The following is a 26597-nucleotide window of genomic DNA, read 5'->3' on the forward strand; positions in this document are numbered from 1 at the left end:
CCCGCGGCATCCGCACCCGCCCCGGAAGCCGCGCCCCGCCGCCGCCGCGGACTGCTCATCGGCGGCGGCATCGCCGCCGCCGTGCTCCTCGCCGGAGGCGGCGTGGCCGTCGGAGCGGCGATCGGCGACGAGCTCGGCGACGACGATGACCGCCCCTCGGTCTCCGACGGACCCCGTCAGGACGACGACCGCGGCGGTGATCGCGGAGACCGGCCGGGCGACGACCGCGACGACGACGGAAGTCGTCCGCAGGGCGGCGGCCCCGTCACCGGGATCGGCACCGACTCCGCCGACGAGCTCGTGGCGATCGCGGATGCCGCTCGCGGCGCCGCCGACGGCGACGTGACCTCGATCGATGCGAAGCGGGACGGCACCTGGGAGGTGCAGCTGACGACCGCGACCGGCGGCGAGAGCGAGGTGCGCGTGGATGCCGACGGCACCGCGACCGTCATCTCCACCGAGGACGAGGACGACGACGACACCGGCTCGGCGCTGAGCCTCGACGAGGCGACCATCCGCGCCCTCGTCGACGCGGCGCTGAGCGAGGCGGACGGCATGATCACCGACCTCGACGTCGATGACGACAGCTCCAGCCCCTACGACGCGTCGGTGCTCACGAGCGACAACCGGTCGATCGACATCGACTTCGGCGCCGACTTCGCCGTCGTCGGCACCGACAGCGACGGCTGACCCGCACCTCGGCCGGATACCATCGCAGGCATGACGAACTCCGATCCGGTCGAGGTCTCCATCGGCGGCGACATGATCCGCCTCGGGCAGTTCCTGAAGTACTCGGGGCTGCTCGACTCCGGCGGTGACGCCAAGGAGGTCGTGATCGACGGGTTCGTGCGGGTCAACGGCGAGGTCGACCGTCGTCGGGGCCGCCAGCTCCACGACGGCGACCTCGTCACGTTCGAGGGACGCACGGTCCGCGTCCGCCCCTGAGCGTCGGCCCTACGCCCGGCTCGCGCATCCGCTCGTTCCAGGTGCCTAGCGACCGCTTCGCGCAGACGCAAGGCCGTAGCCGGTATCCATCGGGCGACGGACGATGAGGTCATGTCAGCCCAGCCCTCCGGTCGCCCGATCGCGGACTACGCGCCCATCGGCGACGGCCGCACGGTCGCGCTGATCGGGACCGACGGGCGCATCGACTGGCTGCCGCTCCCCGGCGTGGCCGACCTCCCCGTGTTCGCCCGCCTGCTCGACGAGCACACCGGCGGATGCATCGAGCTCCAGCCCGTCGAGGACTTCCGTTCGACGCGACGCTACGTGCCCGACACCAACGTGCTCGAGACGACCTTCACCACGGATGCCGGCATCGTCCGCGTGACCGACGCGATGGTGTCCGGCGTCGCCGGCCGCCTGCCGTGGGCCGAGCTCGCGCGCCGCATCGAGGGCGTCGAGGGCAGCGTCGAGATGCGGTGGCGGGTGCGGCCGGGGTCGTCGCTGCAGACCGCCGCCCCCTGGCTCGACCGCACCGAGCACGGAGACATCATCCGCAGCGGCAAGACCAACATCGCCGTTGTCGGCTTCGCGCACGGCCCGGCCGCGCCCGATCCCGACTCGGCCGACGGCCCGCAGTGCGACGGCGTCTTCACGGCATCCGCCGGGTCGCGGCACCTGGTCGCGCTGGCCGCCACCCACGACGAGCCGCTGCACCTCCCCGACCCGCACAACGTCGACGACAGCATCGACCGCACGATCGAGAACTGGCAGCACTGGTCGTCGGTCTTCTCGTACGACGGCCCCTGGGCGGACGCGGTGCAGCGCAATGCGCTGGCCCTGAAGCTGCTCATCCACAGCCCGTCCGGTGCGATCGCCGCGGCCGCGACCACCTCGCTGCCCGAGGATCCCCACGGCGGCAAGAACTGGGACTACCGGCACGCGTGGGTGCGAGACCTCGCCTACACGACCCACGCGCTCGTGCGGTTCGGCCTGCGCGAGGAGACCCACGCCGCCCTCTCCTGGCTGCTGCGGACCATCCGTCGCCACGGCTCCGAGCTGCACGTCATGTACACGCTCGACGGCGACCTCGTGCCCGAGCCGCAGGAGTACGACGTGCCGGGCTGGCGGGGCATCGGTCCCGTCGTCACCGGCAACCCCGCGGGGGACCAGCTGCAGCTCGGGGTGTACGGGGACCTGATCGCGATCTGCCGCACGTACGTCGACGCCGGCAACGTCCTCGACGTCGCGACGGGACGGATGCTCGCCGGCATCGCCGACCGGACGTGCGACCTGTGGCGCAACCCCGACTCCGGCATGTGGGAGCTGCCGGAGCAGCGGCACTACACCTCCTCGAAGATGGGGTGCTGGAAGGCGCTTGAGGACGCGGTCGCCCTCGCCGAGTCCGGTGCGATCCCCGGCAGCGCAGAGCGATGGCGTGCCGAGCGCGACCGCATCCGGGCATGGATCGAGGAGCACTGCTGGTCGGACTGCCGCAATGCGTACGTCTTCTACCCGGGAAGCGAGAAGCTCGACGCGTCCGTTCTGCTGCACGCGCCGAGCGGATTCGACCGCGGCGAGCGCATGTCGTCGACGATCGACGCGCTGACCGTGGAGCTCGGCGAGAACTCGCTGCTCTACCGCTACAGCGGCGTGTGCTCGGAGGAGAAGACCTTCGTGGCCTGCGCGTTCTGGGTGGTCGAGGCGCTCGCGTGCGTCGGCCGCCACGACGAGGCGCTGGAGCGCATGGAGACGCTCATCGAGCACGCCAACGACGTCGGCATCTACGCCGAGATGATCGATGCGAAGGACGGCTCGGCGTGGGGCAACACCCCGCAGGCGCTGAGTCACCTCGCGTTCCTGACCGCGGCGATGACGATCCGCGAGGTCGTGCCCACCGCCCTGCTCGCGGACCGCTGACCCGCCCGCACCCGGACCTGACCACCCGCACCCAGACCTGAACGACCACCGGAAAAACAAGGAGAGGACACACCATGTCTCGTGACCAGTACACCTTCGTCAACCCCGCAGAGCTCTACTCCGACATCGAGCCCGAGAAGCAGCACATGCCCGAGCCCGGCCTCGACGCCGATCTGGCCCCGAAGGCCGACCTCGGCGAGGAGTCGTACCGCGGCACCGGACGCCTCACGGGGCGAAAGGCGCTCATCACCGGAGGCGACTCCGGGATCGGCGCGGCGACCGCCATCGCGTTCGCGCGCGAGGGCGCGGACGTCGCGATCTCGTACCTGCCGGAGGAGGAGGAGGATGCGGCGCGCATCGCCGGCATCCTGCGCGAGGCGGGCGCGACCGTCGCCCAGATCCCCGGCGACCTGCGCGACCCCGAGTACTGCCGCACGCTCGTGTCGGAGGCCGTCGGCGCCCTCGGCGGTCTCGACATCCTCGTGAACAACGGCGGCAAGCAGATCTTCCAGGAGTCGCTCACCGACATCACCGACGAGCAGTTCGACGACACCTTCAAGACGAACGTGTACGCGATGTTCTGGATCACGAAGGCCGCGCTCCCGCACCTCACGCCGGGATCGACGATCATCAACACGACGTCGATCCAGGCGTACTCGCCGTCGGACATCCTCGTGGACTACGCGTCGACGAAGGCGACGATCAACGCCTTCACCAAGGGCCTCGCGCAGCAGCTGGCACCGAAGGGCATCCGTGTGAACGCTGTGGCACCCGGTCCGATCTGGACGCCGCTGCAGCCGAGCGACGGTCAGCCGCAGGAGAAGATCGACCAGTTCGGCGAGGACACCCCGCTCGGACGCATGGGCCAGCCGGCCGAGCTCGCCCCGGCCTACGTCTTCCTGGCGTCGCCCGAGTCGAGCTACGTCGCCGGCGAGACGCTCAACGTGAACGGCGGCATGCCCACTCCCTGACCCTCGAGGCCGTCGAGCGAGGACGACGCATCGATCCCTCGCTCGACGGCCCGGGGCTCGCCGATGTCGGCGGCATCCGCCACGATGGAGGAATGGCGGACGGCTACGACCTCGATTTCCTCCCGACCACTCTCCCCCTCCCCCGCCCCGCGCAGCAGACGCGGGAGCTGACGTATCCGCGGTTCTCCGTGCTCCTCGATCCCGCGCGCAGGCTCGCCGCTGTCACGGCTGTGAACATCGACGGCGAGCTGCTGCGGGATCTGCCGCGCACCGGCGACTGGCGCCTCGATCCCAGAGCGGATGCCGACGAGCAGACCGGCCCCGACGTGTACAGCCGCAACGATCTCGACCGCGGTCATCTGGTGCGTCGACGCGATCCGGGGTGGGGCGCCGCCGACGAGGCACGGGACGCCATGGAGGCCACCTTCTTCTACACGAACGCCGCCCCTCAGGCCGCGGGTTTCAATCAGTCGAAGGAGCTGTGGCTCGGGCTGGAGGACCACGTCCTCGCGTACGCCGAGACGACCGACCAGCGCCTCTCGGTGTTCACCGCGCCGGTTCTCGGTGACGGCGATCCGTCGTACCGCGGCATCCGCATACCGCTGCGTTTCTGGAAGGTCGTGGCGTGGCAGGGCGCCGACGGTCCGGCGGCGACCGGCTTCGTCCTCGATCAGGCCGACCTCGTCGACACCGAGAACGGACTGCTCGCCGCGCCGCCCCTCGGTGCCTTCCGCACCTTCCAGGTCGCCGTGGAGGAGGTCGCCGCGCTGAGCGGGGTCGACCTCGGACCCCTCGTCGACGCCGACGTCCTGAGGCGCAGGTCGGTGCGGGATGCCGCGTGGCGGCCGCTCACCGCGCGGGACGAGATCCTCCTCTGATCGGCTGCGCGTCGTCCGGATCGTCCTCCTCGTCACGGCTCGTCGCCGCGCTCCTCGCCTCGCCGACCAGCACCGCGGCGACCCCGACGCCGCAGAGCACGAAGCCGACGATCGTCACGCCGGTGAGGGCCTCGCCGAGCAGGAGTGCACCGCCCAGCGCCGTGGTCGGCGCGATGAGGAAGAGCAGCGCGTTGAGCGCCGTGATCCCCACGCGGCGCAGGAGCCACCAGTACAGTCCGTAGGCGGCGAGCGTCGGGAGGAGCGCGGTGAGCACGACGGCCAGCCAGAACGACGGCGATGAGGGCGGGACGAGGGCGCCGGACACCGCGGCGACGACGATCAGCAGTGCCGCCGTCAGGACGACGTGGATCGTCAGGGTGAGCAGCACGCCGGTGCGCACGGACGAGCGACGCTGCACGAACGTCCCGACGATGAGACAGGCCATGGCGATCGCGGGGAGCACGTAGGCGACCGGGGGCGCGGTGGCCGAGCCGAACTGCGAGCGCACCACGAGCAGCACTCCGACGGCTCCGAGCGCGAGGCCCGCCCACTGCACTCCGCGGACGCGCAGCCCCAGCAGCGGGCCGACCAGCACGGCGACCACGAGCGGCTGCACCGCATCGATCAGGGCCACGGTGCCGGTGGCGATGCCCGCCGCGATCGCGGCGTAGACCGCCAGACAGTACCCGAACTGGGCGAACAGGCCGATCAGCGCCTGCGTCCCGAGATCCCTGCGCGACACGCCCCTCGCCGCTCCCGATGTCCACGCGACGATCGCGAGGACCACGGCCACCGGCGCGAAGCGCCAGACGAGCAGGGTGAGCGGCGAGTCGTCGACCATCGCGACAGCGGGGATGAGGAATCCCGAGCTCCACGTCGCGACGAACGCGACAGCGCCGCCCACGGTCACCGCCGTGCGAGCTATACCGATCTGTTTACTCATCGGAGCCACTATACAGGTTGGTATACTCAGCGCATGTCCCTCGCTGCTCCCGACCTCTCCTCGTTGACTCCGGGCGCGCGACGAGTGCTGGACGCCGCGTCGACGCTGTTCTACGAGCGCGGGATCCACGCGGTGGGCGTCGACACCATCGCGGAGCTCGCGGGCGTCACGAAGAAGACCCTCTACGACCGGTTCGGGTCGAAGGAGGCGCTCGTCATCGCGTACCTGCAGCACCGCGACGCGCGATGGCGCGAGCACCTCGATGCGTGCCTCGCCGCGGCTCCTCCCGAGGGGTCGGAGCGCGTCCTCACGGTCTTCGACGCCGCACTCTCGTGGTCCGACGCGAACAGCCCGAAGGGATGCAGCGCGATCAACGCCCGCGCCGAACTCGGCGACGGGGCCGACGGTCGGGCCGTGCTCCTCGAGGTGCAGCGGCAGACCGCCTGGCTGCTCGATCTCTTCACGGAGCTGTGCGCGTCGGCCGGCCTGCGCGAGCCGCAGCAGACGGCGCAGGCCATGATGCTGCTCTACGAAGGAGCCATCGTCACGGTGGGTATGGCGACCTTCCCCGCGCCCTTCGTCACGGCGCGGGCCTGCGCCGCGACGCTCCTGGAGTCGGCGCGGGGCGACGCGTAGCTCACACGTCTCCGTCGGGGTTCCAGTGCCGGAGCTTGTCGGGATTGCAGACGACCCAGACACTCGAGAGCAGACCAGCGCGCAGCTCTCCGATCACCGCGGCCACCACCGCTCCGTCCCTCGTGAGCACGAGACCGGGAGCACCGTTGATCGACACCGTCGCCGTGGTCGTGCGCGCCGTCATGAAGGCGATGAGAGCTGCCGCCGCCTCCGCATCCGCATCCGCGTCCTCCGCCGGCGGGCGGGCGGGATGCGCGGCTCCGCCGCTGTCGACGATCAGCGACACGTCTGGCCGGAGCAGCGCGCGGATGCCGTCGGCGTCACCCTCGCCCATCAGGCGCGCGAGCCGCTCCATGACGCCCCGATCGACGGCGCCCCGATGTCTCCGGCGCGCCCGCGCCGGGTACCTCGCCGGGGTCATGCGCCGACCGCGGTCACGTGGCCGAGCTTCTGCGGGGCCATCACCCAGAGCAGCTGCTCGATACCGTCGTCCGACGTCGTCACCGTGACCATGGTGGTGACCTCGCCGTTCTCGACCAGGGTCGCCGCCGGCTGGCCGTTCACCTCGACCCAGTCGATCGTCTTGCCGATCCAGAAGTGGTGGGCGAACGCGGCCACGAAGCTCGCGACCCGTCGGCGGCCGATGACGGGGATCCTCGCGGCGAGCTTCACGCCGTTGCCGTCGGTGTAGCTGACCACGTCGTCCGCGAACAGCTTCTCGAGCTCCTGCGCGTCACCCTTCTGCGCCGCGACGAGGAACGCCTCGAGCAGGCGGCGCTGGTGGGCGGGCTCGACGGCGGCCTGCCGGGTCGAGCTCAGGTGCGCTCGCGCACGGCTGACCAGCTGGCGCGCGCTGACCACGCTCGACGAGATGATCTCGGCGATGCGCGGGTAGGGATAGTCGAACGCCTCCCGCAGGATGTAGGCGGCGCGCTCCGTCGGGGTGAGCTTCTCGAGCGTGAGCAGGATGGCGAACTGCAGCGCCTCCGCGCGCTCTGCGCCGAGCGCGGGGTCGTCATCGGTGTTCACCGGCTCCGGCAGCCAGGGCCCGATGTACGTCTCCCTGCGCGTGTGCGCTGACTGCAGGACATTGATCGACAGGCGCGTCGCGACGGTCGCGAGGAACGCCGCCGGCTCGTTCACCTGCGCCCGGTCGGTGCCCTGCCAGCGGATCCATGTGTCCTGCACGATGTCCTCGGCGTCGGCCACCGTTCCGAGCATCCGGTACGCGATGCCGAACAGCCGTCGCCGCTGCGCGGCGAACACCTCCATCGCGGTGTCGAGATCGGTCGACGCGCCCTCGGCCTCGCTCATCGCGGTCACCACTCCACTCTCCCCGTGTCATCGCGCTCCGGCAAGCGTCCGTCGACCTTCCGCATGCGCCCTCCCTTCCACCTGACAGCTCTGACCGCCCGACCCCGCGATGTGCGACGGATACATCGAAGATCGTCGACTCCGCGTCAGGCCGCCGCCTCGCGGATGCGTCGGCGCTCGTAGATCAGGGTCGCCCCGAGCAGTGCGAGCCCCAGGACGGCGCCGACGGCCTGAGCGACGAGGGGCGGGGCGCCGAGACCGATCAGCATAACCAGGGTCACGAGCGCTCCGCCGAGCACGCAGTTCACCGCGGCGATCATGCTCGCCATCGTGAACAGGAACGACGATCGCGCGTACCGCACACCGAGTTCTCCGGACGCCGGGTCATCGAGCGCGATGAGCGCGGCCGCACCGGGGTGGCGCGACACCAGGTACTCGCGGATCCGCTCCATCCGGCGTCGAGCCGTGATGTTCTCCACGGCGTTGTCGACGAGGCGGACGACCGAGCCGGCGGCGGCCTGCAGCACGAACTGCTCCGTGCCGAGGGCGGCGTTCAGGGCCGCGTCATCCGATACCTGCACGGGGTTCCTTCCGAAAAGAGGGCGCGTCGGAGCGACGCGTCGCCAGGGATGACCGGGTCCGGCGCGCCGATGTGACACCGGCCCCGATCGCGCCCCGATGTCTGCGCATCTGTCACACCGGACGCGGCTGACCGGTCATTCAGGTACGCGCGCTCTCGCGCGACCAGGCAGCGATCGAAGGAGCGACATGAGAATCACCGTCATCGGAGGCACCGGACTCATCGGCACGCGGCTCGTCCGAGCCCTCGACGAGAGCGGCCACGACGTGGTGGCCGCATCGCGCGCGACCGGGGTGAACTCCTTCACCGGCGAAGGCCTCGCGGATGCACTCGCCGGCGCGGACGTCGTCGTCGACGTGTCCAACTCGTCCTACACCGACGAGGAGGGGGCTCGGGAGTTCTTCTACGCCTCCACCATGAACATCCTCGGATACGGCGAGGCGGCGGGCGTCGGGAATCACGTCGTCCTGTCGGTGGTGGGCACCGATCGGCTCGCCCGCGCCGAGGGCGGCTACTTCGTCGCCAAGGAGCAGCAGGAGCGCCTCGTCACGGCATCCGGTCGGCCGTTCACACTCAGTGAGATCGCCGCACTCGATCTGCGCGCGCGGCAGGACGATCGTGAGGTCGTGCCCGATCCCCTCGGCACGTACTTCGGCGCGCATCTCGCGCCCCGCGACCTGCTGCCGGAGCCGACCGCGACGATCGCCCCCACCCGCTACCACGACTGGCGGGTCCGGGCGACGACGGTGTGACGCCGTCGGCTGTCACAACCGCGGCCGCGTGCCTGTCATAGCTCACAGGACGCCGGATCCGGCGTCATCCCCTCACGAAAGGCTTGGACATGGCAAGGATCATCGTCATCGGAGGCACGGGCCTCATCGGCTCGAAGGTCGTCGCGAAGCTCACGGAACACGGCCACGAGGCCGTCGCCGCATCGCCGAACACGGGCGTCGACTCGCTCACCGGAGAAGGACTCGCGGAGGCGCTCCGCGGCGCGGACACCGTCGTCGACGTGTCGAACTCCCCGTCGTTCGCTCCGAACGACGTGATGGCGTTCTTCACCACGTCGACCCGCAACATCCTCGAGGCGGAGAAAGCGGCGGGCGTCACGCATCACGTCGCCCTGACCATCGTCGGCACGAACCGTCCGCAGAACATCCCGTACTTCGCCGCGAAGACGGCGCAGGAGACGCTGATCCGCGACTCGGGCATCCCCTACTCGCTCGTGCACGCCACGCAGTTCTTCGAGTTCGTCGGAAGCATCGCCGACATCTCGACCGAGGGCGACACCGTCACGCTCCCCGGCGCGCTGATCCAGCCGATCGCCGCCGAGGACGTCGCGACCGCGGTGGCGCGCGCCGCTGCGCACGAGCCGACCGGCGACATCGAGATCGCGGGACCCGAGGCGTTCGGCATGGACGAGTTCGCGCGGCGTGCGCTGACGTTCCGCGGTGACTCCCGCACCGTCGTGCGGGACGACACGGCTCCGTACTACGGAGCGCAGATCGAGGAGCGCACGCTGATCCCAGTCGAGGGCGCGCACCTCTTCGAGACCACCCTCGAGGAGTGGCTCCCGCTGAACCCGCCGCGGGCGAAGGCCTGACCCGCACCGGGACGGCACAGGGCCGTGCGGGGCGCGAGGGTCGACGGCGCGTCCCGCGCACCGGTCCGACGGGGTCTTGCGCGACCGCCTGCCCGGTGTCACCATTGCCGCACAGCTCTGCCGCGCATGCGGCACCTGGGGTGCCGCCCGTATGACGGCATCGGCGGGGCGCCCTTTCCGCCGCCTCCCCCGTGGTGGGGGCGTCCCGCCTCCTCAGCCCCCTGCGCGGATCACCCCGGCTCGCCCGCCGGCTGATCGAACGCCTCCCCCGCCGGAAGCGGCGCTCGTCCGGCCGGCTGGGTGGGACGGGCGCCCGGCGGCGACAGCGCCGGAGTCGGCATCGTCACTTCCGCGCCCTCGAGCACGATCTCCTCATCGAAGTGCCGGATGCGGAGCGGATCGCCGCCGGAGTATCGATAGGTCGTCGCCGTCTGCGTGACATCCAGCCGCAGCGTCTCCCCGTGGATCCGTACGCCGAAGCCCAGACGTGCGAGCCGGGAGGGCAGCCTCGGACGGAAGAGGAATCCCTCTGCCGTGTCGCGCATCCCCCCGAAGCCGGCGACGATCGCCGTCCACCCTCCGGCGAGCGCGGCCATGTGCAGTCCCTCGTGCGTGTTGCCGTGGACGTCGTCGAGGTCGATCGTGGCGACCTCGGCGAGATAGTCGTACGCGAGCTCGAGGTGGCCCACCTCCGCGGCGATGACGGACTGAGCAGATGCCGAGAGCGAGGAGTCGCGCACGGTGAGAGCCTCGTAGTACTCGAACGCCCGCGCCTTCTCCTCCGGCGTGAAGGCCTCGTGCGCGAGATGCAGCGCGAGCACGAGGTCGGCCTGCTTGAGAACCTGCTTGCGATAGAGGTCGAAGTACGGGAAGTGCTCCTGCAGGAGGTACTGGTCCTGGCTCGTGGCCTCGAAGTCCCACCGCTCGAGATCGGTGTAGCCCGCGGACTGCGGATGCACCCCGCGGGAGTGGTCGAACGGGATGTGCATCGCGTCGGCGACGGCATCCCAGCGCTCCGGCTCGTCGCCGCGGATACCGAGTTCGCGCGCCCGATCGGGATGCCGCCGCGTCGCCGCCGCGGCCCCGCGGAGGTTGAGCTGGGCCATGAGGTTCGTGAAGACGTTGTCGTTCACGACGGCGGAGTACTCGTCGGGTCCGGTGACGCCGTCGATGTGGAACGCGCCGTCCGCGTCGTGACGGCCCAGCGACACCCACAGCCGCGCGGTCTCGGCGAGGATCTCGAGACCGTAGTCGCGCTCGAAGTCCACATCGCCCGTCGCCCGGACGTAGTGCAGCACGGCGGCGGCGACATCGGCGTTGATGTGGAAGGCCGCGGTGCTCGCAGGCCAGTAGCCCGAGCTCTCGCGTCCGTCGATGGTGCGCCACGCGAAGCTCGCTCCGTCGAGGTGCAGCAGCCTCGCGCGATCGCGGGCGTGCCCGAGCGTCGAGTGGCGCCAGCGCAGGGCCTGTTCCGCGGCGTGCGGCGCGGTCGCCGTCAGAACGGGGAGGACGAACGCCTCGAAGTCCCAGAAGGTGTGCCCCTCGTAGCCGGAGCCCGTGAGACCTTTTCCCGGCACGGAGCGGAGCTCGGCGCGGACCGCGGCCTGGAAGACCTGGAACAGCGCGAAGCGGACGGCCTGCTGGAGTCTCGGCTCGCCCTCCACGACGACGTCGGCGCACGCCCAGAAGTCGTCGAGCGTTCGCCGCTGACCGTCGACGAGGCGGTCCCAGCCGTCCGCCAGAGCGGCATCGGCAGCCGTCTCGGCCCGATCCCGCAGGGTCGCGGCCGACAGATCCGACGACCACTCGTGCGCGACGATCTTGACGATGTCGAGCCTCTCGCCGGGGTCCAGCCGTGCACGGATCGTCGTGCGCGCGAGGTCCTCGTCGGCCTCGGTCGTCGTCGCCGCGGACGCGCCGTCTACATGGTGCTCCATCGTGACGGCGATCGTGAGTCCGCTGCGTCGGGTGCGGTGGATGAGCGTCGCGCGGTCGCCGACGACATCCGCCTCGACCGTCTCGAGCGGTTCCGTGAGGAGATCCTGCACGCGGGGATCCTCGTGCACGATCGGCAGCGGCTCGTTCGCCAGCAGCTCGGACAGCACGGTGATCTCGCACGCACCGCCGACCGCCTCGACCTCGTAGCGCACCGCGGCGGCGGCGCGATGGGTGAAGGAGACGACCCTCGTCGACCGCACCGACACGCGCCTGCCCGTCGGGCTCGTCCAGTCGAACTCGCGGGTCAGCGTTCCGTCGCGGAGATCGAGACGACGGGAGTGCGACGTCAGCTCCCCGTGCCGCAGATCGAACGGCTCGTCGTCGACCAGGAGGCGGATGATCTGACCGTTCTGGACGTTGATGACGCTCTGACCCGCGTCCGGATAGCCGTAGCCGTCTTCGGCGTGCGGCATCGGATGCTCCTCGAAGACGCCGTTGAGGTAGCTCCCCGCGAGGCCGCGCGGATCGCCCTCATCCAGGTTCCCCCGCCACCCGAGGTGCCCGTTCGACAGCCCGAACACCGACTCCTCGTGGGCGAGGCGGTCGGCGTCGAGCCCGTGGATGCCGATCGTCCACGGGTCCACCTCGAATCGCGCCTCGCTCACAGCACGCTCCGGAGCGCGGGGAGGAGCTCGGTCTCGCATCGTCGGAGGAACGCCGCCTGATCGCGCCCCACCTGGTGGAGATAGATGTGGTCGTACCCCCGGGCGATGGACGCGATGCGGTCGACGAGCTCAGGGGCGGATGCCGAGATGAGCACTCCGCGCTCGAGCGCCTCGTCGGACGGCACGATCGCGGCCTCGAAGTCCTCGGGGTTCTCGACGTCCCACGTGCTCACCCCCTGCGCCATGGTCTGCGACCACTGGTCCCGCGCCGCGGCGAGCGCGGCCTCGTGCGTGTCCTCCAGGCTGAGGTGGATCTGCAGTCGCGCCGTTCCGCGCCCTCCGGCGCGGCGGTAGCGATCGAGCACGTCGCGCGTCTGCCCGGCATCCGACCCGACCGTGACGAGTCCGTCCGCCCAGTCGGCGATCCACTCCCCGGTGTCGGCGCTGACGGCGGCGCCGAGCAGAGGCACGTCCTCATCGGGGCGCGTCCACACGCGCGCGTCGTGGATGCGCACGAGTCCGTCGACGTCGACCCGCTCGCCGTCGAGCAGCGCGCGGATGGCGTCGACGCTCTCCCTCAGGCGCCGCTGGCGTTCGGGCTTCTCCGGCCACGGGTCGCCGGTGACATGCTCGTTCACCGCCTCGCCACTGCCGAGCGCGACCCAGAACCGCTCGGGGAACATCTGGGCGAGGGTGCCGATCGCCTGCGCGACGACCACGGGGTGATACCGCTGCCCCGGCGCGTTCACGAGACCGAAGGGGATGCTGGTCGTCGCCATCGCCGCACCGAGCCAGCTCCAGGCGAAGCCCGACTGCCCCTGCGCTCTCGTCCACGGCGCGAGATGGTCGGAGCACATGACGCCGTCGAAGCCGACGAGCTCCGCGAGTCTCACCGCCGCGAGGAGCTCGCGGGGCGTGTGCTGCTCATGCGAAGCGTGGTACCCGATCTCGACCATGCGGCGTCCCTCCCACGGCGTCGCCTCCCGGCCGCCGTCGCGTTCGTACGTCTGTGGTCGAACGTAATCGGCGGAGGAGCGGTCGCCCAGAGGGTTGCGCGGGAAGCCACCCGACCGGTATCCGCGGTCGGGACCGGCGCCGGGTCAGTTGAAGTCGCCGCCGGGCGCCATGTCATGGAAGCGCGAGTAGTGACCCTGGAAGGCGACGGTGATCGTGGCGGTCGGACCGTTGCGGTGCTTGGCCACGATGAGGTCGGCCTCGCCCGGGCGCACGTCCTTGTCGTAGACGGAGTCGCGATGCAGGAGGATCACCATGTCGGCGTCCTGCTCGATCGAGCCGGACTCGCGGAGGTCGCTGATCGCGGGCTTCTTGTCCTGACGCTGCTCGGGACCACGGTTCAGTTGCGACAGGGCGATGACGGGGACCTGGAGCTCCTTGGCGATGAGCTTGAGGCTTCGCGAGAACTCCGACACCTCCTGCTGGCGGGACTCGACGCGCTTTCCCGACGTCATCAGCTGCAGGTAGTCGATGATGACCATGCGAAGGCCCGCCCGCTGCTTCAGCCGTCGGCACTTGGCGCGGATCTCGACGAGAGTCATGTTGGGACTGTCGTCGATGTAGAGCGGTGCGTCGTTGATGCGACCTCGAGTCGACGCCACGGTCGTCCAGTCGCGCGGGTCGAGCGTTCCCTTGCGCATGTTCTGCAGGGGGATCGCCCCCTCGGCGCTCAGCAGACGCATGGCGATCTCGCTCTTGCCCATCTCGAGGGAGAAGAAGATCGACGGGAAGTCGTGGCCGATCGAGGCGGCACGGGCGAAGTCGAGGGCGAGCGTCGACTTTCCCATCGCGGGTCGTGCCGCGACGACGATCATCTGACCGCCGTGGAGGCCGTTCGTGAGCTCGTCGAGCTCCCGGAACCCGGTCGGGATGCCGGTCATGGAGCCGTCACGGCCGTTGGCCGCCTCGATCTCCTCGATCGCGGCGTCGACCGCGGTGGTCAGCGGCACGTAGTCCTCGGCGGTCTCGGTGCCGGTCACCGAGTAGATCTCGGCCTGGGCGTTGTTCACGATGTCCGTCGCGTCGCCCTGCCCGTCGTAGCCTAGCTGCACGATCCGGGTGCCGGCGTCGACCAGACGGCGGAGGATCGCGCGTTCCGAGACGATGCCGGCGTAGTAGCCGGCGTTGGCCGCGGTGGGAACGATCGAGGTGAGCGTGTGCAGGTAGTCCGCACCGCCCGCGCGGCTCAGCTCTCCGGTCTTGATGAGCTCGTCGGTCACGGCGACCACGTCGGTCGGCTCGCCGTGCGAGTACAGCGACAGGATCGCCTCGAAGATCAGCTCGTGCTTGGGGATGTAGAAGTCGGCGCCCTTGAGCGTCTCGATCACATCGGCGACCGCATCCTTCGACAGGAGCATTCCGCCCAGCGCGCTCTGCTCCGCGAGCAGGTCGTGCGGCGGCGTGCGCTCGGGCTTGCGCTGCGGCTGCCCCCCGAGGCGCTCCTCTGAGATGTCGGCGATCGACACGTAGTTCCCTTCGATGCGACGAACTGGATGGATGCGCGGGCGGAGTCTCGCTGCGCGGTGGCGGCCGCTCGATGCCGCCTGACCAGCGAAACAGCAGCCTCCGACATCGGGTCGCTCGACCACGCTACGAGCGAGGGTTTTCGGTCGCAACAGCCCCTGTGGATAACCGTGTGGAAAGCGTGCGAACAAGTCCGGAGTGTCTGTGCAGAACGCATGTGGATAACCCGGTGGAGTACCTGATATCAGTGATCATTTATCAGCTGCGAGCTGGTATTTTTCGTTTCCCCACCCTGTGGATGGAAACGTGCTTCAACTGCGCATTGAAGGTTTGGCTAACCGCGTTAGACATGTGTAGAACCTGGGGAAAGTCAAGCCGAGATTCCTCCGGGCGCGTCACACTCGGAAACGAGGCGAGATTGCGGGAATCGTCATTCGATTTTCCGTCAAGGGGTATGGACATACCGGTATGCCGAGAGTATCTTCCCGGATACCGGCGCAGCAGTGCCGGCAACGATCGCCTTTCGGGGAGGGAAGTCGACGTGAACGCTCAGGCCACCCGGCGCGGCGTACCTGCCGTCGCCCTCTGGGGTGGGCTGGGCGCGCTCGCATGGGCGGCCATCACCGTCCTCACCGGCGGCTCCTCCGCACAGGCGGACGAGGGAGACCACTCCCTTCTCGACGGCGTCGGCTCTCTCGTCAGTCAGACGGTCTCGACGGTCGGCGACACCGTCACGGCGGTCACGCAGCCGGTCGTGACGGAGGTGGTCGCGCCCGTCGTGACCGAGGTGGTCGCGCCGGTGGTGACCGAGGTCGTGACCCCCGTCGTCGCGCACGTGACGGCGCCGGTGCAGCAGGCGGCGCCCGTCGTCGAGACGGTGACCGAGACGGTCGCCCAGGTGCCCGTCGTGGGCCAGCCGGCGGCCGCCGCCGTGGGAACGACGACGGAGACGGTCGTCGACACCGTCGCCGACACGGTGGAGTCGGTGACGACTCCCGTGATCGCCGTCCTCGAGGACTCTCCCGCATCGCACATCGTGACACCGGTGACGGATGCCGCGGCATCGTTGCCGGTTCTCGGAGCACTGCTCGGACAGCTCGGTGTCTTCACACTCGTCGAAGATCTCGTCGGCGTCGTCGATGAGACCACCGCGATCGTCGGAGGTGTCGTCGACGATGTCGTCGACAGCACGGTGCCTCCTCTCGTGGACGCGCTCGAACCTCTCAGCCCGGCGACTCCCGACGACGTCGTCGCGGAACCCTCCGCCGTCGATGCGCACCAGGTGAGAGCTCTGCTTCCCGCAGCGCCGGCACCTGCGACGGCGACGACTCGCGTCTCCGCCTCGCCTGCCGCCCTCGAGCCGGTGGCCGCCACTGTCGATCCGGCGTGGACTGCGACCGCATCCGGCCGGGACGGAGTCCCCGCTCCCGCGCCTCTGGGCTCTCCGGTCGCGCCGTCATCGTCCACCGGCTCCGGTGGAGCATCCGCTGTCTCCCCCGCTCGCCTCGGCGACGCGGGAACCCCCGCGTTCTCCGCCGGAGAGCGCACCCCCGGTGCACCCGACGACGTCCTGCCGACGTCTCTGGTCGCCGACACCGACGTCTCTCCTGACTGACGGGTGGTCGCGTCGTCCCTTCGCGGACGACAGATGCCGTGCTGCGTGCGCACACATTCCGCACGCACCCATCCAGACACACCCAGAAAGTCAGGAGAAGGTCATCATGCGTACGTACCTCAAGCGGGCCCTGTGGGGCACGCTCATCGCCGGCGGGGTCACCCTGTTCGGCGCGACCGCGGCAAACGCGGCCGAGACCTCGGGAGACGACGGTCTGCTCTCGGGGACCCAGGCGGAGGCACCGATCTCCGTCCCCGTCACGATCGCGGGCAACGCGATCTCACTGCTCGGAGACTCTTCCGCGCAGCCGGCACCCGCGCCTGCTCCGGCACCGGCACCGGCGCCCGCACCGGCCCCCGCACCGGCCCCCGCTCCCGCTGCCGCTCCCGTCACGAGCGGTGAGTCCGGCACAGCCTCCGGCACCCAGGCTGTGGTGGACGTCACCCTTCCGGTGACGATCAGCGGCAACGCGGTCAGCGTCGTCGACGACTCGTCGAGTCAGGGCGCGACCGCTCCGGCCCCGGCGGCTCCCCAGGCCCCGGCGGTCTCCACCTCCGGCATCGACGGGCTCCTGTCCGGAACGCAGGGGCTCGTGAGCGTCGACGTGCCGATCACGGTGACCGACAACGCCATCTCGCTCCTCGGCGACAGCGAGACCACCGGCGCCGCCCCGGCCGGTTCCACCGCCGGTGCCGCCAGCACCGGTGTCCCCGGCGCGGCGGGGATGACAGGCGGTGACGACGGCGTCGCCAGCGGCACGCAGGTCACCGCTCCCGTCACCGCCCCGGTCACCGTCGGTGGCAACGCCATCTCCGTCCTCGGAGACAGCGAGGCCACGTCGATGGGATCGGCTCCCGCCACCCCCGCGACCGGTGTCCCCAGCACCGGCACCGTGACGGGTGGTGACGACGGCGTCGCGAGCGGCACCCAGGTCACCGCCCCGGCCACCGCTCCGGTCACCGTCAGTGGTAACGCCATCTCCATCCTCGGAGACAGCGAGGCCACGGCAGGATCGGCTCCCGCCACCCCCGCGACCGGTGTCCCCAGCACCGGTGTCCCCAGCACCGGAGCAGTGACGGGCGGTGAGGACGGCGTCGCGAGCGGCACCCAGGTCACCGCTCCCGTCACCGCTCCGGTCACCGCCGGCGGCAACGCCATCTCCGTCCTCGGAGACAGCGAGGCCACGGGGTCGGCCCCGGCCGGTCCTACCGCAGGTGCCCCCAGCACCGGCGGTGTGACGACCGGAGATGACGGCATCCTCGGCGGCACCCAGGTCACCGCCCCGGTGACTCTTCCGATCACGATCGGCGGCAACGCCATCTCCGTGGTGGGCGAGAGCACGGTGACGGGCACCGACCCCGGCACCGACCCCGGCACGGACCCCGGAACCGACCCCGGCACAGACCCCGGCACGGACCCCGGAACCGACCCCGGCACGACGCCCGGAACCGGCGCCGGTGACGGAGTCGGCACGGTGTTCAGCGGAGCCTCGATCACCGTCGCGAGCAGCGGGGCCGTGACCGCGGCTCCCGCCACTCAGGGGCTGGCCGCCACTGGCGGCTCGTTCCCGACGGCGCTCGGAGCTGTCGCGGTCGTCCTGCTCCTCCTCGGAGCCGGGCTGCTGCGTCGCCGCCTCATCTCGGCATAGCCGCCAGACCCCGGCGGCGCCTCCATCCTCGGGGGAGGAGATGTGGCGCCGTCGGTGTGCGGGTCCTGTGACGACCGGCAGGTTCCCCAGCCCTGCCCGCAGTCTGCGATGCCGCACAGTTCGCGGATGCCCCGTGTCCCCAGCACGGGGCATCCGCCGCGCCCGCTGAAGGGCGCGGTCGCAACAGCATCCCGTCGATCGCGGGGCCAGAATCACATCCCCCCGGGTCGAACGGGATGCTCTTTCGACCCCGCACCGGCAACGAATGCTGATTCGACCCCGCACCGGCGAACGCGCTCGCCCATCGACCCCGCACCGGGCCGACACGCAGAACGCCCCCCGTCCCGAAGGACAGGGGGCGTTCTCGCGAGTGCCGCGCCTTACTTGGCGGCGACGACCTGCAGCGTGATGACAGCGGTCACGTCGTCGTGCAGACGAACCGTGGCCTCGTGCTCACCGGTGACCTTGATGGCCGATCCGATGTGCACCTTGCGCTTGTCGATCGAGCCGAGACCCGCGGCTGCGACAGCATCCGCGATGTGATCGGTCTTGACCGAACCGAAGAGACGACCCTCGTTGCCGGCCTTGACGGCCAGGCGGACCTTGGTGCTCTCGATGTTGTTCTTCAGGGCCACGGCCTCGTCGCGGTCGTGGATCGCGCGAGCCTGACGAGCAGCCTGGATCGAAGCGACCTGCTTTTCGCCACCGCGGGTCCACGCCGTAGCGAAGCCCTGGGGGATGAGGTAGTTGCGGGCGTACCCGTTCTTGACCTCGACCACGTCACCGGCGCTTCCGAGCCCGGCGACCTCGTTCGTGAGAATCAGCTTTGCCATCTCAGTACCCCTTACCGGCCGGCGCCAGCGTAGGGCAGGAGCGCCATCTCGCGCGCGTTCTTGATCGCCGTGGCGATCAGACGCTGCTCCTGCACCGAGACACCGGTGATACGACGGGCGCGGATCTTGCCGCGCTCCGAGACGAACTTGCGAAGGGTGGCGACGTCCTTGTAATCGATGACGCCAACCCGGATGGACTTCGCGGGAGCGGCGTTCTTCGCGCCCTTCCGCGGCTTGCGGCGGTCGCCGCTCGACTTTCCAGCCATAGTTTTTCCTTAGTGATGAGACGGATGCCGCTCAGCGAGCGGATCCAGAAGTTGTTCAGAACGGGGTGTCGTCACCGAAGCTGCCCGGAGTGCTCCAGGCGTCTGCGCTGGTCGACGAGCCGGGCGTGGACCACGGCTCCTCCGACACCTGCTGCTGCTGAGCCGGGCGGGACTGTCCGCCACCGCCGCCGGCACCGCCGGTCGACGCGGCACGGGTGACCTGCGCGGTCGCGTACCGGAGCGAGGGGCCGATCTCGTCGACCTCCAGCTCGATCGCGGTGCGCTGGTTGCCCTCGCGGTCCTGGTAGGAGCGCTGACGCAGACGGCCCTGCGCCATGACGCGCATGCCCTTGGTCAGCGAACCTGCCACGTGCTCGGCGAACTCGCGCCACACGGATGCACGGAGGAACAGCGCTTCGCCGTCCTTCCACTCATTCGCGGCACGGTCGAAGTTCCGAGGCGTCGATGCGATGGTGAAGTTCGCCACCGGCAGCCCGTTCTGCGTGTACCGCAGCTCGGGGTCGGCCGTGAGGTTTCCCACCACGGTGATGACGGTCTCGCCAGCCATGAGCCTTAGGCCTTCGCAGCCTTGGCGGCCTTGCGGGCAGCCTTCTCCTCGGAGCGCTTGGCCTCCGAAGCGACCATCGCCTGAGCCTCCTCCGAGCGGAGGACCTTGGTGCGCATGATCTGCTCGTTCAGCTTCAGCTGACGGTCGAGCTCCTGCGTGGCCTCGCTGGTGGCGGTGAAGTTGACGACGGCGTAGATGCCCTCGTTCTTCTTCTGGATCTCGTACGCAAGACGGCGCTTGCCCCAGATGTCGACCTTGTCGATCGAGCCACCATCGTTGGTGATGACCTTCAGGAACTTGTCGAGCGTAGGTGCGACCTGGCGCTCGTCGATCTCGGGGGTCAGAATGACCATGAGTTCGTACTGGTGCGTCACTTACCCACCTCCTTCGGACTAGAACGGTTTCCGGGGCTTTCCCGGAAACAGGAGGGTGTGCATGCGTCCGCCCATCGACGGGCACAGGGGCCCAAGGCAGACAACCTTGACAGTCTAGCGGAGATTTCTTCGCGGCGCCCGCACAATCCGGGGCGGGAACTTGGCATGCTGGTATGCGTGCGTGGCGACCGACGCCGCGCACGCGACCGAAGGGGGAAACGCCATGCGCGTCAAGAAATGGGGGGTCGGACTCGTCCTGACCGCCGCCGTCCTGCTCACCGGGTGCACCGCAGCCACGGAGGAGCCCGCCGACGACAAGCCGGCCGCCACCGCGGAGGAGACCACGGCGCCCACGTCCGACTGCCCCGAGCTCTCCGAGGGTGCGACCGTCGACGGCTCCGAGCTCGGCACCTGCATCACCGAGGCGATGACGGACACCGCCGGATACGCCGCCAAGACCAGCATCCTGGGCATGGACACCACCGCCCGGTACAACCCCGAGACGAAGGCCGTCGAGACCATCACGCCGATGGGCTCGCTCATCGTGATCGGCGACGACGCGTGGGTGAAGTCGTCGACGAGCGAGTGGCAGGTCGCCGACCCGAACTCGTCCGACCCGATCATCGCGTCGCTGAGCAGCGGTGCGACGTCGGTGTCGCAGGCCGACCCCGCGACCGCGGCGGGCGCCCTCACGGGTGAGTTCACCGTCACCGGCACGGGCTCGCGCCTCGGTCAGGACGTCTACATCCTCACGGGCACGTCCGAGGCGCAGGGCGTCGCGGTCGACGTCACGTTCGAGGTGACCACGGACTACGTGGTCCTCGCGACGAGCGGCACCACCGAGGCCGCCGGCCAGTCCATCGAGACCTCCCTCGAGATCACCGAGTGGGACGTCGCGCAGGACATCGTCGCGCCGATCTGACGCTCGACGTCATCCAGCACAGCGGGCCGGGGCATTCGCCTCGGCCCGCCGTGCATTCCCGGGGCGCTCTCCGGCATGACCTCCGCAGCGACTCCGTCGGGGCGCCACGGATACGCAGGAGAACTCCCGTTCCGAAGGAGCATCCGCGCGAGATGCTCCTTCGAAGCGGGAGATCTCCTTCTGGAACGGGAGCCCGGCGCGAGGCTCAGCCGAGGACGGGCGGGATCTCCGACCAGAGGAGGCGGTCGTTGGTCGACGGCGCGAGCGGGATGCGGCCCGCGCCGTCGGGCTCGGGGATCGCTGCGAGCAGCGCCTGCGTGTACGGATGCTGCGGCGACGCCCAGACCCGATCGGTCGGCCCCGACTCCAGCACGCGTCCGGCGAACATCACGAGCGTGCGGTCGGCGATGCGTCGCACCACGGCGAGGTCGTGCGAGATGAACAGCATCCCTGCCCCGGACTCCGCGACGAGGTCGCGCATGAGGCCCGCGACGCTCGTCTGGGTCGAGGCGTCCAGTGCCGAGATCGGCTCGTCCGCGACGAGGAGCGACGGACGCGCGGCGAGGGCGCGTGCGATCGCGATGCGCTGCTTCTGCCCGCCGGAGAACTGGTGCGGGAACCGGGTGGCGACCTGCGCGGGGAGCCCGACTCGTTCGAGCCACTCCTCCACGGTCGACCCGGCCGCTCCGCGCGCGCGGGCGGTCGCGATGCCGTCGGCGATCTGATCGCCCACGCGGCGACGGGGATTCAGCGACGTCGACGGGTCCTGGAAGACCATCTGGATGCCGGTGAGCCCGACCGTGCGGCGTCGGATGCCCAGCGGGGTCACCGGCACATCGCGGAAGCGCACCTCTCCGCCGGCGATCCTCTCGATGCCGACGACCGCGCGCGCCAGGCTGGACTTGCCGCTGCCGGACTCGCCCACCAGAGCGACGGTCTCGCCCGGAGCGACCCGCACCGAGACGTCGTCCACCGCCACGACGGGAGGGGAGCCCGGATAGCGCACGACGACGTTCTGCGCGTCGAGAACGGCGACCTCACTCATGGGCGTCCTTCCCTTCCTCGACCGGCTCACCGGAGAGGGGCTCACCGGAGAGCGGCTCACCGGCATCCGGCGCACCGGCACCGGCATCCGCACTCGCGATCTTCGAGCCCGGGAGCGCGGCGAGCAGCGTGCGCGTGTACTCGTGCTGCGGCGAGCGGAACAGCGTCGCGCGGTCGGCCCGCTCGACGATCTCGCCGTTCTTCATGACGGCGACGTCGTCGGCGATCGCGCTCATGACGCCGAGATCGTGGGTCACGAGCAGCACCGCGAGGCTGCGCTCCGTCGCGAGGTCGCGCAGCAGCCGCAGGATGCCGGCCTGCACCGTCACGTCGAGCGCGGTGGTCGGCTCGTCGGCCAGCAGCACCTCGGGATCGCACGCCAGAGCGCAGGCGATCGCGATGCGCTGGCGCTGGCCGCCGGAGAACTGGTGCGGGTAGCGCTTCAGCGCGGCATCCGGATTCGGCACCTGCACGGTCTCGAGCAGCTCGATCGCCCTCGCCTTCGCGGCGTCGCCCCGCAGGCCGAGGTGCACGCGCATGTGATCGGTGAGCTGGCGTCCGATCGGCAGCTGGGGATGCAGTGAGGCCGAGGGATCCTGGAAGATCATCGCGATGCGGTTGCCTCGGATGCGGTTGAGCGACCGACGGCGGAGTCCGATCAGCTCCTCCCCCGCGAGCGAGATCGATCCGCCCGTGCGCGCCTGCCGTGGGAGCAGCCCGAGGACGGCGAGCGAGGTGAGCGTCTTGCCGGACCCGGACTCCCCGGCCAGGCCGTGGATGCGACGGGCTTCGAGGTCGAGCGAGATGCCCCTGACCAGGGGACGCCCGATGTCGATGGTGAGGTCGCGGATGCTCAGCGCCGGGACGGTCATGCCGCTGCTCCCTTCGCCGAGGCCGCGTGATCGGCCTGCTTCTCGTGCGTGACCTCCGCGGTGGGGTCGAGCACGTCGCGCATGGCGTCGCCCAGGAAGTTGAACGCGAGCACGACCGTGAGGATCGCGAGACCGGGGAACACGCCGAGCCACCAGGCGTCGAAGTTCTGCATCGCCGAGGAGATCATCGATCCCCACTCCGCCGTCGGCGGCTGAGCGCCCAGGCCGAGGAACGACAGCCCGGAGAGCAGGAGGATCGCGGCGCCGATGTCGAGCGTCGCGAGCACGAGCATGGGACCCGCGATGTTCGGCAGGATGTCGACGAACAGGGTGCGCAGCGGCGAGTGCCCGAGCAGGCGCCCGGCGATGACGTAGTTCTGCCCGCGAAGCCCCAGCACGATGCTGCGGGTCACTCGGGAGTACTGCGGCCAGGACACCACGATCGCGGCGATCACGGCATTGAACAGCGAGGGGCCGAGCGAGGCCGCGACGACCATCGCGAGGATGACCGTCGGGAACGCCATGAACAGGTCGGTGATGCGCATGAGCGTCTCGTCGACCCAGCCGCCGAAGTAGCCGGCGACGGCGCCGATCACCGTGCCGATGATCATCGCGGCGATCACGAGCATGAGCGCGAGGGGCAGGCTCACGGTCGCGCCGGTCATCAGCCGGGAGAAGATGTCGCGGCCGTTGCCGTCGGTGCCGAGCAGCGTGTCGATGCCCGGCTCCTGCAGACGCGGCAGCACCTGCGCGTTCGGGGCGAAAGGCACCCACCACTGCGCCGTGAAGGCCACGATGATCCACGCGGCGGCGATCACGGTACCGATCACGCCGAGCGGCGTGCGCCACGCACGCGGCCAGCGGACGCGGAACCGCCAGGGCCCGGATGCCGAGTCGATGCGGCTCATGCGATCCTCACTCTCGGGTCGAGGACGCCGTAGAGCAGGTCGACGACGAAGTTGATGAGGAGGTAGATGACGCCGACCACGAGCCCGACGCCCATGATGCCGGGCAGGTCGAGGTTCGCGGCGGAGTTGTAGGCGTAGGTGCCGAGTCCCGGCCACGCGAACACCGACTCGACGAGCACGGTGCCGGACAGCAGCGATCCGAAGGCGACGCCCACGACGGTGAGGATCGGGAGGGATGCGCCGCGGAGCACGTATCCGATGATGACGCGCATCGCCGGGAGGCCCTTGGCACGCGCGGCGCGGACGTAGTCGCTGTCGAGGACCTCGAGCACCGACGTGCGGATGAAGCGCGTGAGGAGTCCGATCGTCACGAGCGACAGCACCAGCACGGGGAGGGCGAGGTGCGCGAGGGCGTCGAAGAATCCGACGCTGTCGCCGTTCAGGAGGTAGTCGACCGTGTACATGCCCGTGATGCGCGGCGGCGGGGTGATCGACGGCGAGATCCGGCCGGATCCCGGCGCGATGCGCAGCTCGAGGAAGAACACGTAGAAGCTGACCAGCGCGAGCCAGAAGGTCGGCACGCTGAGCCCGATCAGGGTCACGATGCGGATCACCTGATCGGTCACGAGTCCGCGGCGATAGGCCGCGAGCGTCCCGAGGACGACGCTCACCGCGAGGCTCAGGATGATGGCGCCGATGGCGATCTCGATGGTCGCCGGCACGGCCGTGGCGAGATCGCCGGTGACCGGTCGCCCGGTCACCAGCGATGTGCCGAGGTCTCCGCGCAGGAGGTTTCCCATGTAGATGACGTACTGCACGATCAGCGGCTGGTCGAGACCGTTGGCCTTGATGAAGGCCTCGCGCGTCGCCGGGTTCTGCGATGCGCCCTCGCCCAGCGCCGCCGACACCGGGTCGCCGGGCACCAGGTTCGTCAGAGCGAAGGTCACGATCGTGACCCCCAGCAGGAGCAGCAGCGAGGTGCCGACCCGGCGCAGCAGGTATCCGACGAGCGGCGACCTGCGACGCTGTGACTGCCGTCGCACGGCCACCGTCGTCATCAGTCGGCTCCGCTCAGCCGGCAGGCGTGATCTCGGCGATGTCCATCTCCCACACCGAGTTGTACACGGCGCCGGAGACGGCATCCGCCGTGGCGATGTTGCGACCGGGGACGATCAGCGGGACGAACGGGCCCTCGGCCTGCATCGCCTCGGCGAACGCGGTGAAGGCCTCGCTGCGCTGGGCCTCGTCGGTGGCTGCCGCGGCACCGGCCGCGATGCCCGCGATCTCGGGGTTGGCCTCTGCGGCCCAGCCCGATCGCAGACCGACCTTGAGTCCCGGGGCGAAGGGGAGGAAGTTCGCGGAGTCGGCGTAGTCCGGGCCCCAGAACCACAGGCCGAACGACTCGGTGCCATTGACGTACGCGTCGAGCTCGGTCGCGAACGGGGCCGGGGCGAGCTCGACGGCGATGCCCGCGTCCTCCAGCTGCGCCTGCACGCGCTCGGCGAGCGGGGTGAACTCCACGCCGCCGACGGGGTAGTCGTTCGGGAACTGCAGCGTCAGGGTCTGACCGGTGTACCCGGCCTCCGCCAGAGCGGCCTTCGACTTCTCCAGGTCCTGCTCGACGCCGGACTCCAGTGCACCCTCGAATCCGGGCGGGATGACGCCCGTGGCCTGCACGGCACCCGAGCCCGCGAGCTCGAGCAGCGCGTCGTAGTCGAGGGCGTAGCGGATCGCCTCGGCGATCTTCACGTTGGCGAGGTCGCCGGCGACGGCCGACGACTGGTTGAGGAGCAGGAAGATCGTCTGACCGGACGGCACGGATTCGACCTGCAGGCCGTCGCCGAGACCCGCGACCTGGTCGCCGTTGAGGTCCATGGCGACCATCGAGTCGCCGCCCTTGAGGTTGGCGAGCTGCGTCGCGCTCTCCGAGACGTTGCGCACGACGACGCGGTCGTAGCCGGCCTCCTCGTCGCCGTTGTACTCGTCGCTCTTGGCGAGCACGACCTGCGACGAGAGGTCGAGGGTGTCCAGCGTGTACGGGCCGGATCCGGCCGACTCGCCGTCCAGGAACTTCTGGGCGCTGTCGCTGCCGTCGATCGAGCCGCCGTTCTCGATGACGACGTCGGAGTTCACGATGCCCAGAGCCGGGTTCGCGAGGATCGCGGGCAGCTGCAGCAGCGGGGTCTCCGAGGTGATCGAGACGGTCTTCTCGTCGACCTCGGCGATGGTCAGTCCGCCGAGCAGGAAGTTCGGCTTGGCGTCCTCCATGCCCTGGATGCGCTGCAGCGTGAAGACGACGTCCTTCGCCTCGATCGGCGTGCCGTCGGAGAAGACGCGGTCCCCCTCGAGCGTGAAGGTGAATTCGGTGGCCGCATCGTTCTGCTCCCACGAGGCGAGCCCGGGGACCGGCGTCGACACGTCGGAGCCCTCGAAGTCGACGAGCGTCTCGTAGAGCGCCTTCGCGATCATGTTGCCGGTGGGGTCGTACGTGTGGCCCGGGTCGGCGGTCTCGATCGAGAACGCGGTGTCGATGACGAGGGAGTCGGAACCGGAGGAATCGCCGCCGCTGTTCGCGGAATTCCCTCCCGAGCAGCCTGCGAGTGCGAGGAGGCCGACGGCTCCGATCGCGATGACGGACGTGCTGCGACGTGACGACATGAGGGCCTCCAAGGGCGAGGA

The 26597-nt window shown here is 70.1% G+C and carries 27 protein-coding genes; 11 read left to right on the plus strand and 16 right to left on the minus strand.

Translation table 11 applies throughout. The features are described from left to right. From A4X16_RS18160 to A4X16_RS14845, 5 genes are all read left to right on the plus strand, one after another. The coding region (locus A4X16_RS18160; protein WP_231880386.1) for a hypothetical protein at positions 1 to 690 on the plus strand (690 nt) is incomplete at its 5' end. A gap of 30 nt (positions 691 to 720) precedes the next feature. Continuing rightward, the gene (locus tag A4X16_RS14830) at positions 721 to 945 is read left to right on the plus strand and encodes an RNA-binding S4 domain-containing protein (RefSeq protein WP_067121919.1); all 225 of its coding nucleotides are present in this window, start codon (positions 721 to 723) and stop codon (positions 943 to 945) included. Positions 946 to 1056: 111 nt separating this feature from the next. Further along, positions 1057 to 2862 carry a glycoside hydrolase family 15 protein gene (locus A4X16_RS14835; protein ID WP_067121922.1) on the plus strand — a complete coding sequence of 602 codons (1806 nt, stop codon included), beginning with the start codon at positions 1057 to 1059 and terminating at the stop codon, positions 2860 to 2862. A gap of 74 nt (positions 2863 to 2936) precedes the next feature. Next, entirely contained in the window at positions 2937 to 3833 is an 897-nt protein-coding gene (locus tag A4X16_RS14840; protein ID WP_067121925.1) for an SDR family oxidoreductase, read from the plus strand. Between the two features lie 92 nt (positions 3834 to 3925). After that, the gene (locus A4X16_RS14845) at positions 3926 to 4711 is read left to right on the plus strand and encodes a DNA/RNA non-specific endonuclease (RefSeq protein WP_067121928.1); all 786 of its coding nucleotides are present in this window, start codon (positions 3926 to 3928) and stop codon (positions 4709 to 4711) included. On the opposite strand, the gene A4X16_RS14850 is transcribed toward A4X16_RS14845, so the two are convergent. After that, entirely contained in the window at positions 4683 to 5654 is a 972-nt protein-coding gene (locus A4X16_RS14850; RefSeq protein ID WP_067121931.1) for a DMT family transporter, read from the minus strand. The genes A4X16_RS14845 and A4X16_RS14850 overlap by 29 nt on opposite strands. 33 nt (positions 5655 to 5687) lie before the next feature. Between A4X16_RS14850 and A4X16_RS14855 the strand changes: the two genes are divergently transcribed. Continuing rightward, entirely contained in the window at positions 5688 to 6290 is a 603-nt protein-coding gene (locus tag A4X16_RS14855) for a TetR/AcrR family transcriptional regulator (protein WP_067121935.1), read from the plus strand. A 1-nt stretch (position 6291) separates the two neighbouring features. Here A4X16_RS14855 and A4X16_RS14860 read toward each other — a convergent pair whose 3' ends face one another. The 3 genes from A4X16_RS14860 to A4X16_RS14870 form a co-directional block, all read right to left on the minus strand. Beyond that, a complete protein-coding gene (locus tag A4X16_RS14860; RefSeq protein ID WP_067121938.1) occupies positions 6292 to 6645 on the minus strand; it encodes a hypothetical protein in 354 nt (117 codons plus the stop codon). A 62-nt stretch (positions 6646 to 6707) separates the two neighbouring features. Beyond that, entirely contained in the window at positions 6708 to 7604 is an 897-nt protein-coding gene (locus A4X16_RS14865) for an RNA polymerase sigma-70 factor (RefSeq protein ID WP_067122269.1), read from the minus strand. Between the two features lie 146 nt (positions 7605 to 7750). Next, positions 7751 to 8185, minus strand: a complete 435-nt coding sequence (locus tag A4X16_RS14870; protein ID WP_067121941.1) for a hypothetical protein — start codon at positions 8183 to 8185, stop codon at positions 7751 to 7753. Between the two features lie 187 nt (positions 8186 to 8372). Here A4X16_RS14870 and A4X16_RS14875 point away from each other — a divergent pair, with 187 nt between their 5' ends. Continuing rightward, positions 8373 to 8936: an SDR family oxidoreductase gene (locus tag A4X16_RS14875; protein WP_067121944.1), complete on the plus strand. Its 564-nt coding sequence runs from the start codon at positions 8373 to 8375 to the stop codon at positions 8934 to 8936. An 89-nt stretch (positions 8937 to 9025) separates the two neighbouring features. Continuing rightward, positions 9026 to 9787 carry an SDR family oxidoreductase gene (locus A4X16_RS14880; protein ID WP_067121947.1) on the plus strand — a complete coding sequence of 254 codons (762 nt, stop codon included), beginning with the start codon at positions 9026 to 9028 and terminating at the stop codon, positions 9785 to 9787. 230 nt (positions 9788 to 10017) lie between these two features. On the opposite strand, the gene A4X16_RS14885 is transcribed toward A4X16_RS14880, so the two are convergent. The 3 genes from A4X16_RS14885 to dnaB form a co-directional block, all read right to left on the minus strand. After that, on the minus strand, positions 10018 to 12390 hold the full coding sequence (locus A4X16_RS14885; RefSeq protein ID WP_231880387.1) for a glycoside hydrolase family 65 protein: 2373 nt from the start codon (positions 12388 to 12390) through the stop codon (positions 10018 to 10020). Next, the gene (locus A4X16_RS14890; RefSeq protein ID WP_067121952.1) at positions 12387 to 13346 is read right to left on the minus strand and encodes a TIGR03885 family FMN-dependent LLM class oxidoreductase; all 960 of its coding nucleotides are present in this window, start codon (positions 13344 to 13346) and stop codon (positions 12387 to 12389) included. Before A4X16_RS14890 ends, A4X16_RS14885 begins: the two co-directional genes overlap by 4 nt. A gap of 144 nt (positions 13347 to 13490) precedes the next feature. After that, a complete protein-coding gene (dnaB, locus tag A4X16_RS14895) occupies positions 13491 to 14870 on the minus strand; it encodes a replicative DNA helicase (RefSeq protein WP_067121955.1) in 1380 nt (459 codons plus the stop codon). 539 nt (positions 14871 to 15409) lie between these two features. On the opposite strand from dnaB, the gene A4X16_RS14900 reads away from it, so the two are divergent. Next, entirely contained in the window at positions 15410 to 16483 is a 1074-nt protein-coding gene (locus tag A4X16_RS14900) for a hypothetical protein (protein ID WP_067121957.1), read from the plus strand. 106 nt (positions 16484 to 16589) lie between these two features. After that, positions 16590 to 18131, plus strand: a complete 1542-nt coding sequence (locus A4X16_RS14905; protein ID WP_067121960.1) for a beta strand repeat-containing protein — start codon at positions 16590 to 16592, stop codon at positions 18129 to 18131. Between the two features lie 380 nt (positions 18132 to 18511). Here the strand turns inward: A4X16_RS14905 and rplI are convergent, their stop codons facing one another. From rplI to rpsF, 4 genes are read right to left on the minus strand one after another with little or no spacing between them, the layout of a single operon-like run. Next, positions 18512 to 18964 carry a 50S ribosomal protein L9 gene (gene rplI / locus A4X16_RS14910; RefSeq protein WP_067121963.1) on the minus strand — a complete coding sequence of 151 codons (453 nt, stop codon included), beginning with the start codon at positions 18962 to 18964 and terminating at the stop codon, positions 18512 to 18514. 11 nt (positions 18965 to 18975) lie between these two features. Further along, positions 18976 to 19230, minus strand: a complete 255-nt coding sequence (rpsR, locus tag A4X16_RS14915) for a 30S ribosomal protein S18 (RefSeq protein WP_017203799.1) — start codon at positions 19228 to 19230, stop codon at positions 18976 to 18978. A gap of 55 nt (positions 19231 to 19285) precedes the next feature. Next, on the minus strand, positions 19286 to 19798 hold the full coding sequence (locus tag A4X16_RS14920; protein ID WP_067121966.1) for a single-stranded DNA-binding protein: 513 nt from the start codon (positions 19796 to 19798) through the stop codon (positions 19286 to 19288). Positions 19799 to 19803: 5 nt separating this feature from the next. Continuing rightward, positions 19804 to 20172, minus strand: a complete 369-nt coding sequence (rpsF, locus tag A4X16_RS14925; protein WP_029264265.1) for a 30S ribosomal protein S6 — start codon at positions 20170 to 20172, stop codon at positions 19804 to 19806. A gap of 223 nt (positions 20173 to 20395) precedes the next feature. Between rpsF and A4X16_RS14930 the strand changes: the two genes are divergently transcribed. Beyond that, the gene (locus A4X16_RS14930; RefSeq protein WP_067122272.1) at positions 20396 to 21094 is read left to right on the plus strand and encodes a hypothetical protein; all 699 of its coding nucleotides are present in this window, start codon (positions 20396 to 20398) and stop codon (positions 21092 to 21094) included. A gap of 205 nt (positions 21095 to 21299) precedes the next feature. Here A4X16_RS14930 and A4X16_RS14935 read toward each other — a convergent pair whose 3' ends face one another. From A4X16_RS14935 to A4X16_RS14955, 5 genes are read right to left on the minus strand one after another with little or no spacing between them, the layout of a single operon-like run. Further along, a complete protein-coding gene (locus A4X16_RS14935) occupies positions 21300 to 22139 on the minus strand; it encodes an ABC transporter ATP-binding protein (protein WP_067121970.1) in 840 nt (279 codons plus the stop codon). Then, on the minus strand, positions 22132 to 23010 hold the full coding sequence (locus A4X16_RS14940) for an ABC transporter ATP-binding protein (protein ID WP_082914486.1): 879 nt from the start codon (positions 23008 to 23010) through the stop codon (positions 22132 to 22134). Before A4X16_RS14940 ends, A4X16_RS14935 begins: the two co-directional genes overlap by 8 nt. Beyond that, a complete protein-coding gene (locus tag A4X16_RS14945) occupies positions 23007 to 23918 on the minus strand; it encodes an ABC transporter permease (RefSeq protein ID WP_067121974.1) in 912 nt (303 codons plus the stop codon). Before A4X16_RS14945 ends, A4X16_RS14940 begins: the two co-directional genes overlap by 4 nt. Then, complete coding sequence (locus tag A4X16_RS14950) at positions 23915 to 24976, minus strand: ABC transporter permease (protein ID WP_067121977.1); 1062 nt, start codon at positions 24974 to 24976, stop codon at positions 23915 to 23917. Before A4X16_RS14950 ends, A4X16_RS14945 begins: the two co-directional genes overlap by 4 nt. A 13-nt stretch (positions 24977 to 24989) precedes the next feature. Beyond that, a complete protein-coding gene (locus A4X16_RS14955) occupies positions 24990 to 26576 on the minus strand; it encodes an ABC transporter substrate-binding protein (protein WP_067121980.1) in 1587 nt (528 codons plus the stop codon). Positions 26577 to 26597: the final 21 nt, after the last annotated feature.

The sequence above is a fragment of the Microbacterium sp. H83 genome, assembly GCF_001650405.1.
In the GTDB taxonomy this organism is placed as follows: domain Bacteria; phylum Actinomycetota; class Actinomycetes; order Actinomycetales; family Microbacteriaceae; genus Microbacterium.

Coding starts and splice junctions, on each gene's coding strand:
- A4X16_RS14890 (WP_067121952.1), bottom strand. CDS start 13,346: ATGGTCGAGATCGGGTACCACGCTTCGCATGAGCAGCACACGCCCCGC.
- A4X16_RS14935 (WP_067121970.1), bottom strand. CDS start 22,139: ATGAGTGAGGTCGCCGTTCTCGACGCGCAGAACGTCGTCGTGCGCTAT.
- A4X16_RS14930 (WP_067122272.1), top strand. CDS start 20,396: ATGCGCGTCAAGAAATGGGGGGTCGGACTCGTCCTGACCGCCGCCGTC.
- A4X16_RS14950 (WP_067121977.1), bottom strand. CDS start 24,976: ATGACGACGGTGGCCGTGCGACGGCAGTCACAGCGTCGCAGGTCGCCG.
- A4X16_RS14940 (WP_082914486.1), bottom strand. CDS start 23,010: ATGACCGTCCCGGCGCTGAGCATCCGCGACCTCACCATCGACATCGGG.
- A4X16_RS14875 (WP_067121944.1), top strand. CDS start 8,373: ATGAGAATCACCGTCATCGGAGGCACCGGACTCATCGGCACGCGGCTC.
- A4X16_RS14860 (WP_067121938.1), bottom strand. CDS start 6,645: ATGGAGCGGCTCGCGCGCCTGATGGGCGAGGGTGACGCCGACGGCATC.
- A4X16_RS14945 (WP_067121974.1), bottom strand. CDS start 23,918: ATGAGCCGCATCGACTCGGCATCCGGGCCCTGGCGGTTCCGCGTCCGC.
- A4X16_RS14855 (WP_067121935.1), top strand. CDS start 5,688: ATGTCCCTCGCTGCTCCCGACCTCTCCTCGTTGACTCCGGGCGCGCGA.
- A4X16_RS14905 (WP_067121960.1), top strand. CDS start 16,590: ATGCGTACGTACCTCAAGCGGGCCCTGTGGGGCACGCTCATCGCCGGC.
- A4X16_RS14955 (WP_067121980.1), bottom strand. CDS start 26,576: ATGTCGTCACGTCGCAGCACGTCCGTCATCGCGATCGGAGCCGTCGGC.
- A4X16_RS14865 (WP_067122269.1), bottom strand. CDS start 7,604: ATGAGCGAGGCCGAGGGCGCGTCGACCGATCTCGACACCGCGATGGAG.
- A4X16_RS14840 (WP_067121925.1), top strand. CDS start 2,937: ATGTCTCGTGACCAGTACACCTTCGTCAACCCCGCAGAGCTCTACTCC.
- rplI (WP_067121963.1), bottom strand. CDS start 18,964: ATGGCAAAGCTGATTCTCACGAACGAGGTCGCCGGGCTCGGAAGCGCC.
- A4X16_RS14920 (WP_067121966.1), bottom strand. CDS start 19,798: ATGGCTGGCGAGACCGTCATCACCGTGGTGGGAAACCTCACGGCCGAC.
- A4X16_RS14845 (WP_067121928.1), top strand. CDS start 3,926: ATGGCGGACGGCTACGACCTCGATTTCCTCCCGACCACTCTCCCCCTC.
- A4X16_RS14835 (WP_067121922.1), top strand. CDS start 1,057: ATGTCAGCCCAGCCCTCCGGTCGCCCGATCGCGGACTACGCGCCCATC.
- A4X16_RS14880 (WP_067121947.1), top strand. CDS start 9,026: ATGGCAAGGATCATCGTCATCGGAGGCACGGGCCTCATCGGCTCGAAG.
- A4X16_RS14850 (WP_067121931.1), bottom strand. CDS start 5,654: ATGAGTAAACAGATCGGTATAGCTCGCACGGCGGTGACCGTGGGCGGC.
- rpsR (WP_017203799.1), bottom strand. CDS start 19,230: ATGGCTGGAAAGTCGAGCGGCGACCGCCGCAAGCCGCGGAAGGGCGCG.
- A4X16_RS14830 (WP_067121919.1), top strand. CDS start 721: ATGACGAACTCCGATCCGGTCGAGGTCTCCATCGGCGGCGACATGATC.